This window comes from Variovorax sp. W2I14 (genome assembly GCF_050435205.1).
In the GTDB taxonomy this organism is placed as follows: domain Bacteria; phylum Pseudomonadota; class Gammaproteobacteria; order Burkholderiales; family Burkholderiaceae_C; genus Variovorax; species Variovorax paradoxus_C.
Genome location: NZ_JBNDJX010000001.1, coordinates 7,048,878 through 7,062,507, shown reverse-complemented (window position 1 = coordinate 7,062,507; position 13,630 = coordinate 7,048,878). Strand labels below are relative to the sequence as shown.

The following is a 13,630-nucleotide window of genomic DNA, read 5'->3' as shown; positions in this document are numbered from 1 at the left end:
GCCTTACTGATTGAATGAAGTCTCAGCAACTCGACACACTGGGTATCGACTTCGGTACGTCCAATTCCGCCATCGCCTGCGTCGGCGGGGACGGCGTCGCCCGCCTTCTGCCGCTCGAAGGCACAGCCGGCACCATGCCCACGGCCATCTTCTTCAATGCCGAGGAACGCAGCACCCATTTCGGACGAGAGGCCATCGCGCTGTATCTCGCGGGCACCGAGGGACGCCTCATGCGCTCCCTCAAGAGTCTTCTGGGCAGTGCCCTGATGCAGGAGAAAACGGCCATCCACGAAGGGCTCGTGAGTTTCGAGGACATCATTGCCCGTTTTCTTCATGAGCTGGCGACGCGCGCCAGCCAGGAACTCGGCGAACGGCCCGAACGCGTGGTGATCGGGCGTCCCGTCCACTTCGTCGACGACGATGCCAAGCGCGATCTTCGTGCGCAGGAGAGCCTGTTTCAGGCTGCGCGCACGGCGGGCTTTCGCGACATTTCCTTCCAACTCGAGCCGATCGCGGCGGCTTTCGACTACGAGCAGCGCGTCCGCCGCGAATCGCTGATCCTCATCGCCGACATCGGTGGCGGCACCTCGGACTTCACCGTCGTGCGCGTCGGGCCGGAGCGCATCGCACGCGAGGACCGCAGCGACGACGTGCTGGCGACCAGCGGCGTTCACATCGGCGGCACCGATTTCGATCAGCGGCTCAACCTCGAACGGGTCATGCCGCAGCTCGGATTCAGACACACCGGCTCGCAGGGGCGCGAAGTCCCGAGCAAGGTCTTCTTCGAACTGTCATCCTGGCACCTGATCAACTGGCTTTACGCACCCAAGGCCATCCGCCAGGCCCGGGAGCTGCGCAGCAGCTATGCCGACACGCGCCTGCACGATCGGCTGATGGCAGTGCTCGATGGCCGTCACGGCCACCGTGTCGCCAACGAGGTCGAGAGAGCCAAGATCGAGAGTTCCGTCACCGACGCCGAAGTTGCGATCGACCTGTCGTGCGCCGAACCTGGCCTCGCTGGCTCGCTGTCCCCCTTGGAGATGGGCCAGCAGCTCGCGGCGCCGCTGGAGAGCGTGGTCGCATGCGCCCATGCCTGCGTGAAACGGGCGGGGCTGCGCAGCGGCGACCTCGATGCCATCTACTTCACCGGCGGCTCTTCGGCGCTGCGTCCGTTCCAGCAAGCCATGCGCAAGAGCTTCGCCGATGTGCCGCTGGTCGAGGGCGATCTGTTCGGCGGGGTTGCCGCCGGGCTGGCCTACGCCGCTCGCTCCGCGCGCCGGACGTGAAATATCTCGCGGCTTACGGCCCGGCACTGCAGGCGCAGGTACTTCAGTTGCTGGCCGATGACGGCTTGGGTGCGCTGCTGCAGCGGCGCTACCCTGCCAGCGCGCACGACGTCCGCACGGACAAGGCGCTGTACGAGTATGTGATGACGCTCAAGAACGAATTCCTGCGCAATGCCGCACCGCTCTCGAAGGTCGCATTCGACAGCAAGCTGCACGTGATCCGCAATGCGCTGGGCACGCACACCACCGTGTCCCGCGTGCAGGGCGGCAAGCTCAAGGCCAAGCGCGAGATCCGGGTGGCGAGCCTCTTCAAGGAAGTGCCGGAGCCTTGGCTGCGCATGATCGTGGTGCACGAACTCGCGCACATGAAGGAGCGCGATCACGACAAGGCGTTCTATGCCCTGTGCACCCACATGGCGCCGGACTATCACCAGCTCGAACTGGATCTGAGGCTGTACCTGACCCATCTCGACAACGGCGGCGCTAGGCTCTGGGAAGCCTGAACGCCCCCCGACAAGGCCGCAAGGGCCGAAGATCAAGCGCCCGACGGCAATCCGGACAGTGCATGGCGCGCCTGCTTGTAGACGTGCGAGGCTGCCAGCGCTTCCCATTCAGGCGCCGGTGCCTCCGGCAGCAGCGAACGTCGACGCGCCTCGCTCGCGGCGGCCGGCCGCCACCGCTTCGCATGGCTCGCCGCCTCAAAGCCTTCCAGCAATTCGTCGAGCTGCGCTCCATCCCCGATGCTCTGATTGCACAGAAGCGCCAGATCGCATCCCGCATCCAGAGCCGCCAGCGCGGCCTCGGCGAAGCTCAACAGCTCCCCATCGATGTATCGCCCCGCCTCCATGCTCAGGTCGTCGCTGAAGATCGCACCATCGAACGCGAGCCGGGTGCGCAGCACGTCCTTGAGCCACTTCGACGAAAAACCCGCCGGACGTGCATCGACCTTGGAATAGATGACGTGTGCCGGCATCACCGCAGCAAGCGTGCTGGCGAGCCAGTCGTACGGCTTGGCGTCGTCCGCCAGGATCGTCCTGAGACCGCGTCGATCGACCGGGATCTCGACATGCGAATCCGCCTTCACGAATCCATGCCCCGGAAAGTGCTTCCCGCAATTGCGCATGCCCATCTGCAGCATGCCGTGCATCACGCTCTTGGCCAACAGCGACACCACACGCGGATCGCGGTGGAAGCTGCGGTTGCCGATCACGCTGCTGCCGCCGTAATCCAGGTCGAGCACCGGTGCAAAGCTAAAGTCGATGCCGCAGGCACGCAGTTCACCGGCGAGCACCTGCCCTGCTGCTGTCGCGGCCTGCGTGGCGCGCATCGCGTCGCGCATCCACAACTCGCCCAGTGAACGCATCGAAGGCAGATGCGTGAACCCGTCCGTGCGAAAGCGCTGCACGCGCCCGCCCTCGTGGTCGACGCAGATCAGCAGGTCGGGGCGAATCGCCTTGATCTCGGAATTGAGCGCGGTCATCTGCGCGCGGTCTTGCCAGTTGCGGGTGAAATGGATCACGCCGCCGACCAGTGGGTTGGCGAGGCGCCGACGGTCGGCGCCGTTGAGTTCGGTGCCCGCCACATCGATGATGAGCGGCGCGTGGATGCTTGTCGTCGTCGCGGTCATGCTTCGTTCTTGATGTCTTTGTGCTCCACCACGACGAAGCTCGCGGCGTATTCGGTTTCGTCGGTCACCGTGACGTGCGCGGTGAGGCCCTTGGCCTCGAACCAGTCCTTGAGCTCGCCGTGCAGCACGATGACCGGCTTGCCGCTGCGCAGGTTGGCGATTTCGCACAGGCGCCAGGTCATTGGCATCCGCATGCCGAGGCCGATGGCCTTGCTGAAGGCCTCCTTGGCAGAAAAGCGGGTGGCGAGATAGCTGAGCCCCCGCTTGGGCCAGCGCGCACTGCGGGCTTGCCAGACCGCGAATTCGCCATCGCTCAGCACCTTGCGCGCGAACCGTTCGCCCTGGCGCTCGAAGGTCGCGGCGATGCGGCGCAGGTCGCAGATGTCGGTGCCGATGCCGTAGATCATGCAGGCCGGGCCTGTTGCTGCGCCTCTGTGATGCAGCGCAGGTATTCGCGCGTGGTCGCGGTGTAGCCGAGTTCGAGCGCGTCGGCGACGAACGCGTGGCCGATCGAGACCTCGTGAACGCCGCGCACGGCGCGGAGGAACGCGGTCAGGTTGTCACGGCTCAGGTCATGGCCGGCGTTGACGCCGAGGCCCGCGGCCTGCGCCGCGCGCGCCGATTCGACGTACCGCGCGAGCACAGCCTCTTCGTCGGCGGTGCCGCGCGATGCGGCATAGCCCTCGGTATAGAGCTCGACGCGGTCCGCGCCCACCGCCTTGACCGCGGCCATCATCTCGGGAATCGGGTCCATGAACAGGCTGACGCGCACGCCCAGCGCCTTGGCTTCGGCGATCAGAGGGCGCAGGCGCTCGGCGTCGTCGGGAAAGCTCCAGCCGTGGTCGCTCGTCGACTGGGATTCGCTGTCGGGCACGAAGGTCGCCTGGTGCGGACGCAGTTCGCGCACGAAGTCCATCAGGTTGTGGAAGGGGTTGCCTTCGATGTTGAATTCGATGCCCGGCCAGTCTTTTGCAAGCAGAGCCGAGAGGTCGCTCACGTCGTGGGCGCGAATGTGGCGCGCATCGGGCCGGGGGTGCACGGTGATGCCCTGGGCGCCGGCGGCGAGGCATGCATTGGCTGCGGTCAGCACGCTTGGAATACCCAGATGGCGCGTGTTGCGGACCAGCGCCACCTTGTTGAGGTTGACTGACAGGGAGGTGATCGTGGGGCCGGCGTTGCCTGAAGTGCTCATAGTGCTTGCAGATCTCTCATCATTTGCCGCGTGCGCAGCGTGGACACGCCGCAATGGTAGTTGAGCAAGGCGCGCAGCTGGTTTCTGAGGGCGCTGTTGCTGCCGGCGTTCATGGTGGCGATCTCGCGCAGGGTTGCCGTGAAGGGCGCGCGGTCGTCGAGAACGGATTGCAGGGCTTGCCAGTCGGCGCCGGCCAGCCCGACCTCGTCGTCCGCAGCCGAACGCAGGCCGGCTTCCGGCACAAGGCTGTAGCGCACGGCGTCGTCGAGCGGCTCCAGGGTCAGCGTCTGCACGTCCAGCGAAGGCAGCAAGCCGACTTCGCGCAGCAGGATCAACTCGAAAGCGCGTAGCGCGGCGGCCTGCGTTGCGGCCTGAGCCCCGGCATGGTCGCCCGCGAGCACCTGCACCACGCCGGCATAGGCGTCGAACAGCGCTTGATGGGCATCATCGCGCGCCAGCAAACGCAGCAGCAACTCGTTGATGTAGTAGCCCGAGAGCAGCGCCTCGCCCGTCGGCATGACATGGCCGCCCATCCATTCGGCACCCTTGAGCGTGCGGATCTCGGCATCGCCGCCGTAGTTGAGCTGCAGCGGCTGCAGCGGCAACAGCACCGGCCGGAAATTGGAACTGGGCCGCTTCGCCCCCTTGGCCACGAGCGCGATGCGCCCGTGGTGCCGGGTGAAGACCTCCAGGATCAGGCTCGACTCGCTCCAGTCATAGCGATGGAGCACATACGCCGGTTCGTGCGAAACGCGGTGGGCAGTGGCCACTTCATTCGTAGCCGAAGGAACGCACGCGCGCCTCGTCGTCGGCCCAGCCGGAACGCACCTTCACCCACAATTCGAGGAACACCTTGGCGTCGGCCAGCTTCTCGAGCTCGACGCGCGTTTCCATGCCGATGCGCTTGATGCGTTCGCCCTTGTCGCCGATCACCATCGCCTTGTGGCCGTCGCGCTCGACCACGATCGTGGCGGCGATGCGCAAGAGGCGCTTCTGGCCCTTCTTCTGGGGCGGCTCTTCCTCGAACTTGTCGATGATGACGGTCGAGGTGTAGGGCAACTCGTCGCCGGTGAGGCGGAAGAGCTTTTCGCGCACCAGCTCGCCGGCCAGGAATTTCTCGCTGCGGTCGGTGAGTTCGTCCTCGGCGTAGAACCAGGGCTGTTCGGGCAGGTACTTTTCGCAGATACCGAAGAGGCGCTCGACGTCCTTGGCGTTCTTGGCCGACATCGGCACGAACTCGGCGAAGGCGTGCTTCGCCTGCATGGTCTGCAGCCAGGGCGCGATATCGCCGCGGCGGTGCACGTTGTCCAGCTTGTTGGCGAGCAGCACGGTCGGAATGCCCTTGCCGAGCAGCTTGAGCACGCGCTCATCGGCCGGCGTAAAGCTGCCGGCCTCGACCACGAAGAGGATCAGGTCCACGTCGCCGACCGCGCCCTGCACAGTCTTGTTGAGTGACTTGTTCAGCGCGTTGGCATGCAGAGTCTGGAAGCCCGGCGTGTCGACGAACACGAACTGCGTCGCTCCCAGCGTGCGCATGCCAGTGATGCGATGCCGCGTGGTCTGCGCCTTGCGCGAGGTGATGCTGATCTTCTGGCCGACCAGCGCATTGAGGAGAGTCGATTTGCCCACATTGGGCTTGCCGACGATGGCGATGAGGCCGCAGTGTTGGGGGCCGCCTGCGGCAGCGCCGTCGCCTGCTGCATCTTGGGGTCCGGCTTCTGGATTGGTAACGTCGTTCATTGTGATTTCACGCAGCTCCGCGTGCCTTGAGCCGGATCAGCATGGCAGCCGCGGCAGCCTGCTCGCCGGCGCGGCGCGAGCCGCCGATGCCGCGTTCGCGAAGGCCCAACTCGGGCACCTCGCACTCGACATCGAAAGTCTGTTTGTGCGCTGCACCCAGCGTCGCTGCCACGCGATACACCGGCAGCTTCATTTTGTGGCCCTGCAGCCATTCCTGCAATTCGGTTTTCGGGTCCTTGGCCGCCGCCTCCATGCGCGGAGTGATCTCGACCGATTCGTACAGCCGACGCACCAGCGCCTCGGCGGCCGCGAAACCGGCATCGAGATAGACGGCGCCGATCAGCGCCTCGAGCGCGTCGGCCAGGATCGAAGGCCGGTTGGGACCGCCCGAGCGCGCCTCGCCCTCGCCGAGCCGCAGCAGCGGTGACAGCTGAAGTTCGAGCGCCAGGCGATGCAGGGTGTCCTGCTTGACCAGGTTGGCCCGCACGCGCGACAGATCGCCTTCGGGCAGGGCCGACAGGCGCGTGTACAGCAGGTGCGACACCGCCAGATTGAGCACCGAATCGCCGAGGAATTCGAGGCGCTCGTTGTGGTCGGCCGAGAAACTGCGGTGCGTGAGCGCGAGTTGGAGCAGCCGCGTATCGGAGAACGAATGCTTGAGGCGCGCCTGCAGCGCGACGAGGCTGCCGTCCACCTTTTTCAGCGCCGCGTTCAGTGGGTCTCGCCCTTGTACTTGAGCGTCAGGTAGGCCGGGCCGAACAAGGGGATCTCCCGTTCGTAGGCATACGAGACGACAACCTTGTCGCCGACCTTCTTGATGTCCAGATCACGGCCGCTGACCGACTTGAAGTCGTCGATGGCCTGGGCGCGATCGAAGATGGCGCGCACTTCGGGCACGGTCGTGCCCTCCTTGGCCTTGTTGGCGGCCTTGTCGATGGCTTGCCATTCGATCAGCGTCGGAATGACCTGTGCGACGACCACGCCCAGACAGCCAAGTACGACCGCAACGAACAGCAGGCCAATGAACGAAATGCCGCGCTGGTGCGCGGCCCTGCTGCGGATGGACCGGTTTGCTCTCATGCCCTCTTACCCCTCGAACAGTGTTGATGACTGCTTATTGAAATGGACCGATGCGGCCGAAATCGCCGAAGTTCATCCAGACGAAGAACGCCCTGCCCACGATGTTCTTGTCCGGAACGAAGCCCCAGAAGCGCGAATCCGCCGAATTATCGCGGTTGTCGCCCATCATGAAATACTGGCCGGCGGGCACCTTGCAGACCACGCCTTCGACGGAGTAGCGGCAGTTCTCGCGGAACGGAAAGTCGCTGGCGCCCGGCACGAAGGACGGTGCGCCTTCGTCGTTGAGGATCTTGTGCTGCTTCTCGCCGAGCTTCTCGTCGAACTGCTTGAGCAGGCGCATCGATTCGCCATCGAGATAGTCGGGCGCCGCGACCTTGGAGACCGGCTGGCCGTTGATCGTGAGCTTCTTGTTCAGGTAAGCCACTTCGTCGCCCGGGATGCCGACCACGCGCTTGATGTAGTCCATGCTGGGCTTGGGCGGATACCGGAATACCACCACATCGCCACGCGCAAGCGGCGTGCCGTCGGTGATCTTGGTGTTGATGACCGGCAGGCGCAGGCCGTAGGTGAACTTGTTGACCAGGATCAGATCGCCGGTCAGCAGCGTGGGCATCATCGAGCCCGAGGGAATCTTGAAGGGTTCGTAGAGGAACGAGCGCAAAAGGAACACCACCAGGATCACCGGGAAGAGGCCCGCCGTCCAGTCGAGCCACCAGGGCTGCATCAGCAGGCGCTCGCTGGCCTTGGTGTCGGCCGTGTCGACTTGGGTGATGCCCTGGGCGGCCAGCCGCGCGTTGCGTTCGGTCATCGAGGCTTCGAGCCCGGCTGCCGCTTGCTCGCGCCGGGGCAGGAAATAGAAGCGCTCGGCCAGCCAGTAGAGGCCGGTGACCACCGTGGCCACGAACAGCAGCAATGCGAAGTTGCCTTCGATCGCGCCGAAATACCAGGCGCCGACATAGCTGGCGAATGTCGCAAGGACCAGGGAGGTGATGAGTGCCATTTTTTGATCAGTCTTCGACTTGCAGAATCGCGAGGAAGGCCTCTTGCGGGACCTCGACGGAACCGATCTGCTTCATTCTTTTCTTGCCCGCCTTCTGCTTCTCGAGCAGCTTCTTCTTGCGGGTGATGTCGCCGCCGTAGCACTTGGCCAGCACGTTCTTGCGGAGCGCCTTGATTGTCTCACGCGCAATGATGTTGACCCCGATGGCCGCCTGGATCGCCACGTCGAACATCTGGCGCGAAATGATCTCGCGCATCTTCGAGACCACCGCCCGGCCGCGGTACTGCGACTGGGTGCGGTGCACGATGATCGAGAGCGCATCGACCTTCTCGCCGTTCAGCAGGATGTCGACCTTGACCACGTCGGACGCACGGTACTCCTTGAACTCGTAGTCCATGGAGGCATAGCCCCGGCTGACCGATTTCAGCTTGTCGAAGAAGTCGAGCACGATCTCGCCGAGCGGCATCTCGTAGGTCAGCATGACCTGACGGCCGTGGTAAGCCATGTTCATCTGCACGCCGCGCTTCTGGTTGGCCAGCGTCATGACGGCGCCGACGTATTCCTGCGGCATGTAGAGATGCACGGTCACGATCGGCTCGCGGATCTCGCTCATCTTGCCGACGTCGGGCATCTTGGACGGGTTCTCCACCATGATGACTTCGCCGTCGTTGCGCACCACCTGGTAGACCACGCTGGGCGCGGTCGTGATCAGGTCCTGGTCGAATTCGCGCTCCAGGCGTTCCTGCACGATCTCCATGTGCAGCAGGCCGAGGAAGCCGCAGCGGAAGCCGAAGCCCAGCGCCTGGCTCACCTCGGGCTCGTAGCGCAGCGACGAATCGTTGAGCTTGAGCTTCTCGAGCGCGTCGCGCAGCGAGTCGTACTCGCTGGCTTCGGTCGGATAGAGACCGGCAAACACCTGCGGCTGGATTTCCTTGAAGCCCGGCAGCGCCTCGGTTGCTGTGGCAGCGGCGCCGCCCGTGCCCGCCTTGATCAGCGTCACGGTGTCGCCGACCTTGGCGGCCTGCAGTTCCTTGATGCCCGCGATGATGTAGCCCACTTCGCCGGCTTCGAGCGAAGGACGCGGTTCATTGGCGGGCGTGAAGACACCGATGTTGTCGGCGTTGTACATGGCGCCGGACGCCATCATCTTGATGCGCTCGCCCTTGACCAGCCGGCCGTCGACCACGCGCACCAGCATGACCACGCCGACGTACGGATCGAACCAGCTGTCGACGATCATCGCGCGCAGCGGGCCGTCGGGGTTGCCGCGCGGCGCCGGCATCTTGGCGACGATGGCCTCGAGGATCTCGTCGATGCCCATGCCAGTCTTGGCGGAACACGGAATCGCGTCGGTCGCGTCGATGCCGATCACGTCTTCGATTTCAGTGCGTGCGTTGTCGGGATCCGCGTTGGGCAAATCCATCTTGTTGAGCACCGGCACCACTTCGACGCCGAGGTCGAGCGCCGTGTAGCAGTTGGCCACCGTCTGCGCTTCGACGCCTTGCGATGCATCGACGACGAGCAGCGCACCTTCGCATGCCGACAGCGAGCGGCTCACTTCATAAGAGAAGTCGACGTGGCCCGGCGTGTCGATCAGATTGAGGTTGTAGACCTGTCCATCGAGTGCCTTGTAGTGCAGCGCGGCGGTCTGCGCCTTGATGGTTATCCCACGCTCTTTTTCGATGTCCATCGAATCGAGCACCTGCGCTTCCATCTCGCGTTCTGCGAGGCCGCCGCAACGCTGGATCAAACGGTCTGCGAGCGTCGACTTGCCGTGATCGATGTGCGCAATGATCGAAAAATTTCTGATGTGATTCATCAACGGGAACGCTTAAGTACTTGAATTGGCTCGTGCCCAGCAGTGAGCGGGCAAGAAAAAAGGGCGCGTCTTCTGGAGACGCGCCCTGAACCAACAAGCAATGGCAACTGCAGTAGTTGGAACTTCATTGTAGGCAAAAAGGGAGGCACGTACATCCGGGAACAGGGTCCAAAGGGCTCGTTGCGGGTCCACAACATCAAAGATATATACAGGTTATCCACAGATTCGGTGGAGCAGTCTATGAACAACTTGTGGGCGATCTGTGGAGCACCGGTGGACTGCTGTCTGACATCTCGCATCGTGAAGGTCGTTGCACTCCTTATGCGCTGACCGGCCGCCGCGAGTGCTCTATTCTACCGAAAACCGTCCTTAGCCTTCCAAGAAGTTAGTGAACGCAAACAAAAATCGAGGTTTTTGGAGGCCCATATTTTTTTAGGGACCTGCGCCTGATCGTCGTAAACACCTCAAAAAAACGGCCCCAAACCCGACTGCCGGGTGGGGCCACTTGACGGCAGCGCCGTATCAGCGTGCGGGACGGATCAGGGCGTATTGCGCCCAGTCGCCGCGGCGGAACAGCACGCTGAGCGCCTTGCCCTTGTCTGCCTTGGCCAGTGCGGCCTCGAACTCGCGGGTGTTGGCCACCTCGATGTTGCCCACTGCCAGGATGATGTCGCCCTCGCGGAGGCCCGCACGTGCAGCACCTTCGCTGGCGGCATCGACCTTCACGCCGCCCTTGAGCTTGAGCTCCTTCTTCTGCGCATCGTTGAGGTCGCTCACAGCGAGGCCCAGCGACTTGGCAGCGGCGGAAGCCGAGGGCTTCGGTGCCGGCTCCTCGCGATCGGACGCGCGCTTGGCCGGCTTGTCGGGCTCGATCTCGGCAATGGTCACGCTCAGGTCGCGCGAGCTGCCGCGGCGGAACACCGTAAGCGTGCTCTTCGTACCGGGCTTGGTGTTGCCCACCAAGCGCGGCAGGTCACTCGGCTTCTCGATGGCCTTGCCGTCGAACTTGGTGATGACGTCGCCCGGCTCCACGCCGGCCTTCTCGCCCGGCGAGCCCGCTTCGACGCCGCGCACGAGTGCACCCTGCGCCTTGCCCAGGCCGATGGCCTCTGCGACGTCCTTCGTGACCTGGTCGATCTGCACGCCGATGCGGCCGCGGGACACGCGCCCCGAGGTGCGCAGCTGTTCGCTCACGCGAATCGCCTCGTCGATCGGAATCGAGAACGAGATGCCCATGAAGCCGCCCGAGCGCGAATAGATCTGGCTGTTGATGCCCACGACTTCGCCGCGCATGTTGATCAGCGGGCCGCCCGAGTTGCCGGGATTGATGGCCACGTCGGTCTGGATGAACGGCAGGTATTCACCAGTGTCGCGTTGCTTGGCGCTCACGATGCCGGCGGTGACGGTGTTCTCCAGCCCGAAGGGCGAGCCGATGGCCATCACCCATTCGCCGACGCGCAGCTTGGAGATGTCGCCGACCTTCACCGCGGGCAGGCCTGTGGCTTCGATCTTGACGACCGCGACATCGGTGCGCTTGTCCGCGCCGATGATCTTGGCCTTGAACTCGCGCTTGTCGGGCAACGTGACCAGCACCTCGGAGGCATCTTCCACCACGTGCGCGTTGGTCATGACGTAGCCATCGGCCGTCAGGATGAAGCCGGAGCCCACACCGCGTGGGCGCTCCTCTTCCTGGGGCTGCTGCGGCCTGTTGGGACGCGGCCCCTGGCGCGGCGTGCCCGGCGCGGGCTGCCCGAAGAAACGACGGAAGAACTCCTGCATCTCCTCGTCCATCTCGCCGTTGCCGGCGCCGCGCTGGGCGACCTTCTCGACCGTGCGGATGTTGACGACGGAGGGGCCGACCTGGTCAACCAGATCGGTGAAGTCAGGCAGCGTGCGCGTTTGCGCGTGGACGGGCTCGACCGGAAGGAAAGTGGCTCCGGCTGTCAGTGCGAGCGCGAAAGCCAGCACGCCGGAACGAAGCTTGTGTCCTTCGACTTTGAACATCATCGGTTTTCTTTCAAAAGAACAGAGAGCGGCTAAAACAACAAAGGGCTATGAGTCTGCGTTGCGAGCTTGGTTCAGCGCAATCCGCGGGGCAATGGCCAGTCAGTGTGTCAACGCGTGCGGGCGAGGCTTTGGGCGAATGCGTTGAGCGTCTGCTGCGGCACTTCGCCCACCGCGGTCAGCCACCAGTCACTCGCGGGTTCGGGCAACCGCCGGCGGATGGCGTTGGTGGCGCCGATGGTCAGCACGCCGTCCCGCGGCGCGCGCGCGGCATCGTAGCGCTCGATGAAGAGCGAGACCGAGGCCAAGCCGTCGGAGAAAGTCCACTGGACCGTGGCCGCATCCTGCTTCGACTTGTCGCTGCCGGTGGCGGGCCGGCGGAAGAAACTGCGGGGCTTGAAGCCGGCCACGGGCGCGCTGAGCGTCCAGCCTTCCTCCTGTGCGGCCGTGCGCTCGAGCTCGAGCTTTTCGACGCGATAGCCTGCGGTGTTGGTCATCATCTGCGCGAGCGCCTGCGCCTTCACCGGCGCATCGAGCTGCAGTTCGGAAAACGCCGACTGCTCCACCACCCGCGATTCGCTGTCGATGGTCTGCAGCTTCACCACCAGGCCCGAACGGCGCTCGCTCCAGATGCGGTAGCCGAAACGCAGGCCGTCGTGCGGCACCAGCTGCACCACATCGGCATCGAAGCCAGCCACGCGGTCCTTGCCGATCGCGCGCACGTCGTAGAAATCGCCGATCGACGAATCGGTCTTGTCCGGCAGGTTGGGAAAGAGATCGAGGTTCTCGCGCTTTTCCACCTTCACGACCTTCGCCTCGGGCAGGAAGGTCATGACATTGCGATTGCGCCGGAAGGTCGAGCGCGGCGGCCCCGACAGGGCTTCGATGCGCTCGATCTGGTGATCGCCGTCCCTCACATGCCAGATGCGCGCGCTCGACAGGTCGCCGCCCGGCGCCGACACCACGAAGGTGCCCACGTAATTGCGTTGCCGCGCACCGGTGTGCATGCGCTGCAGCCAATCGGCCACGCTCATCGCCGGCGGCTCGTCCGTCTGCGCCGAAGTCGCACCCTTGGTGGTCGCCGGTCCGGAACGGTTTTGTGCGGTGGCAACCTGCGCGAAGCAAAAGGCTGCAAACACAAGCACGAACGCGCGTGCGGAGATCGGCATCTGAACGGTCATTGCGGGCAGTGACGGGCGCGCGATCAGCGCGTAGGTCCCTCGAAGGTGGCGTTGCGCAGGAAACCGGAGGGCATTTGCGAAGCGCCGCCAGCCTGCTGGTGCGCTTCGAGCAGTTGATCGAGGCGCGGATCGCGCAGCATGACTTGCGGATTGCCGTTGCCGACCATCACGCGGGTCGGCGTCAGCGTGGTGCCTGAGGGCTGCTGGCTGTTGACGGCCGCTGCCGCCAGAACCGAATTCACCGCCGGCTGCTGCTGCGCCGCGATCTGCGCGCCGGCCTGCGAACCAGCCGTGCCGCTGCCGATCAGCGTCCAACTGATCGCTGCCACGGCGACCATCGATGCGGCGCCTGCCACCAGCTTCCAGCGGAAGACCGGCTCATTGGCCGCATCGGCCCTGCGTTGAACCTGAACGGCGACCGGTGGCGTCACCGGCTGCAGCGCAGGCATCGCGACCACCGGCTCCGCGGCCAGTCGCTGCTGAAAGCGCGCGAGGAACGCCGCACTGTCGCTGCACGGCGAATGAGAACCCGAGCGCAGCACATCGCCCACCACGTGGTACGCGTGCCAGGCCGCGCGCGACTCGCCCTCGGTGCAGACGGCTTCGATCGCTTCTGCGAACGCCTCGCCCTGCAAATGACCATCCGCAAGTGCGGACACCTGTTCCCGAACCGTCATCGTCTGATTCATTTCATTCACCTG

Annotated in this window: 14 protein-coding genes; 2 read left to right on the top strand and 12 right to left on the bottom strand. The window is 64.7% G+C overall.

Annotated features, from left to right (window positions below; all coding sequences use genetic code 11):
- Window positions 1-14 precede the first annotated feature (14 nt).
- Both QF040_RS32820 and QF040_RS32815 read left to right on the top strand, forming a co-directional pair.
- On the top strand, window positions 15-1,286 hold the full coding sequence (locus tag QF040_RS32820; RefSeq protein ID WP_429614386.1) for an Hsp70 family protein: 1,272 nt from the start codon (window positions 15-17) through the stop codon (window positions 1,284-1,286).
- Window positions 1,283-1,789 carry a M48 metallopeptidase family protein gene (locus QF040_RS32815; protein ID WP_429614385.1) on the top strand — a complete coding sequence of 169 codons (507 nt, stop codon included), beginning with the start codon at window positions 1,283-1,285 and terminating at the stop codon, window positions 1,787-1,789. The genes QF040_RS32820 and QF040_RS32815 overlap by 4 nt, the downstream gene beginning before the upstream one ends.
- A gap of 32 nt (window positions 1,790-1,821) precedes the next feature.
- Here QF040_RS32815 and nagZ read toward each other — a convergent pair whose 3' ends face one another.
- The 12 genes from nagZ to QF040_RS32755 all read right to left on the bottom strand — a co-directional run bounded on the left by nagZ (window position 1,822) and on the right by QF040_RS32755 (window position 13,618).
- Window positions 1,822-2,913 (bottom strand): beta-N-acetylhexosaminidase, encoded by a 1,092-nt coding sequence (gene nagZ / locus QF040_RS32810; RefSeq protein ID WP_429614384.1) that lies wholly within the window; start codon window positions 2,911-2,913, stop codon window positions 1,822-1,824.
- Window positions 2,910-3,320 (bottom strand): holo-ACP synthase, encoded by a 411-nt coding sequence (gene acpS / locus QF040_RS32805; RefSeq protein ID WP_013539999.1) that lies wholly within the window; start codon window positions 3,318-3,320, stop codon window positions 2,910-2,912. Before acpS ends, nagZ begins: the two co-directional genes overlap by 4 nt.
- Window positions 3,317-4,105 carry a pyridoxine 5'-phosphate synthase gene (locus QF040_RS32800; protein WP_429614383.1) on the bottom strand — a complete coding sequence of 263 codons (789 nt, stop codon included), beginning with the start codon at window positions 4,103-4,105 and terminating at the stop codon, window positions 3,317-3,319. The genes acpS and QF040_RS32800 overlap by 4 nt, the downstream gene beginning before the upstream one ends.
- Window positions 4,102-4,875: a DNA repair protein RecO gene (recO, locus tag QF040_RS32795; protein ID WP_429614382.1), complete on the bottom strand. Its 774-nt coding sequence runs from the start codon at window positions 4,873-4,875 to the stop codon at window positions 4,102-4,104. Before recO ends, QF040_RS32800 begins: the two co-directional genes overlap by 4 nt.
- 1 nt (window position 4,876) lies before the next feature.
- Window positions 4,877-5,845: a GTPase Era gene (gene era / locus QF040_RS32790; RefSeq protein ID WP_429614381.1), complete on the bottom strand. Its 969-nt coding sequence runs from the start codon at window positions 5,843-5,845 to the stop codon at window positions 4,877-4,879.
- A gap of 7 nt (window positions 5,846-5,852) precedes the next feature.
- The gene (rnc, locus tag QF040_RS32785; RefSeq protein ID WP_429614380.1) at window positions 5,853-6,539 is read right to left on the bottom strand and encodes a ribonuclease III; all 687 of its coding nucleotides are present in this window, start codon (window positions 6,537-6,539) and stop codon (window positions 5,853-5,855) included.
- A 17-nt stretch (window positions 6,540-6,556) separates the two neighbouring features.
- A complete protein-coding gene (locus QF040_RS32780; protein WP_429614379.1) occupies window positions 6,557-6,925 on the bottom strand; it encodes a DUF4845 domain-containing protein in 369 nt (122 codons plus the stop codon).
- 34 nt (window positions 6,926-6,959) lie between these two features.
- Window positions 6,960-7,925: a signal peptidase I gene (gene lepB / locus QF040_RS32775; protein WP_429614378.1), complete on the bottom strand. Its 966-nt coding sequence runs from the start codon at window positions 7,923-7,925 to the stop codon at window positions 6,960-6,962.
- Window positions 7,926-7,932: 7 nt separating this feature from the next.
- A complete protein-coding gene (gene lepA, locus QF040_RS32770) occupies window positions 7,933-9,744 on the bottom strand; it encodes a translation elongation factor 4 (RefSeq protein ID WP_429614377.1) in 1,812 nt (603 codons plus the stop codon).
- Between the two features lie 522 nt (window positions 9,745-10,266).
- Window positions 10,267-11,751, bottom strand: a complete 1,485-nt coding sequence (locus QF040_RS32765; RefSeq protein ID WP_429614376.1) for a DegQ family serine endoprotease — start codon at window positions 11,749-11,751, stop codon at window positions 10,267-10,269.
- Between the two features lie 107 nt (window positions 11,752-11,858).
- Window positions 11,859-12,929 carry a MucB/RseB C-terminal domain-containing protein gene (locus QF040_RS32760; RefSeq protein WP_429614375.1) on the bottom strand — a complete coding sequence of 357 codons (1,071 nt, stop codon included), beginning with the start codon at window positions 12,927-12,929 and terminating at the stop codon, window positions 11,859-11,861.
- A 23-nt stretch (window positions 12,930-12,952) separates the two neighbouring features.
- Window positions 12,953-13,618: a sigma-E factor negative regulatory protein gene (locus QF040_RS32755; protein WP_429614374.1), complete on the bottom strand. Its 666-nt coding sequence runs from the start codon at window positions 13,616-13,618 to the stop codon at window positions 12,953-12,955.
- Between the last annotated feature and the right edge of the window lie 12 nt (window positions 13,619-13,630).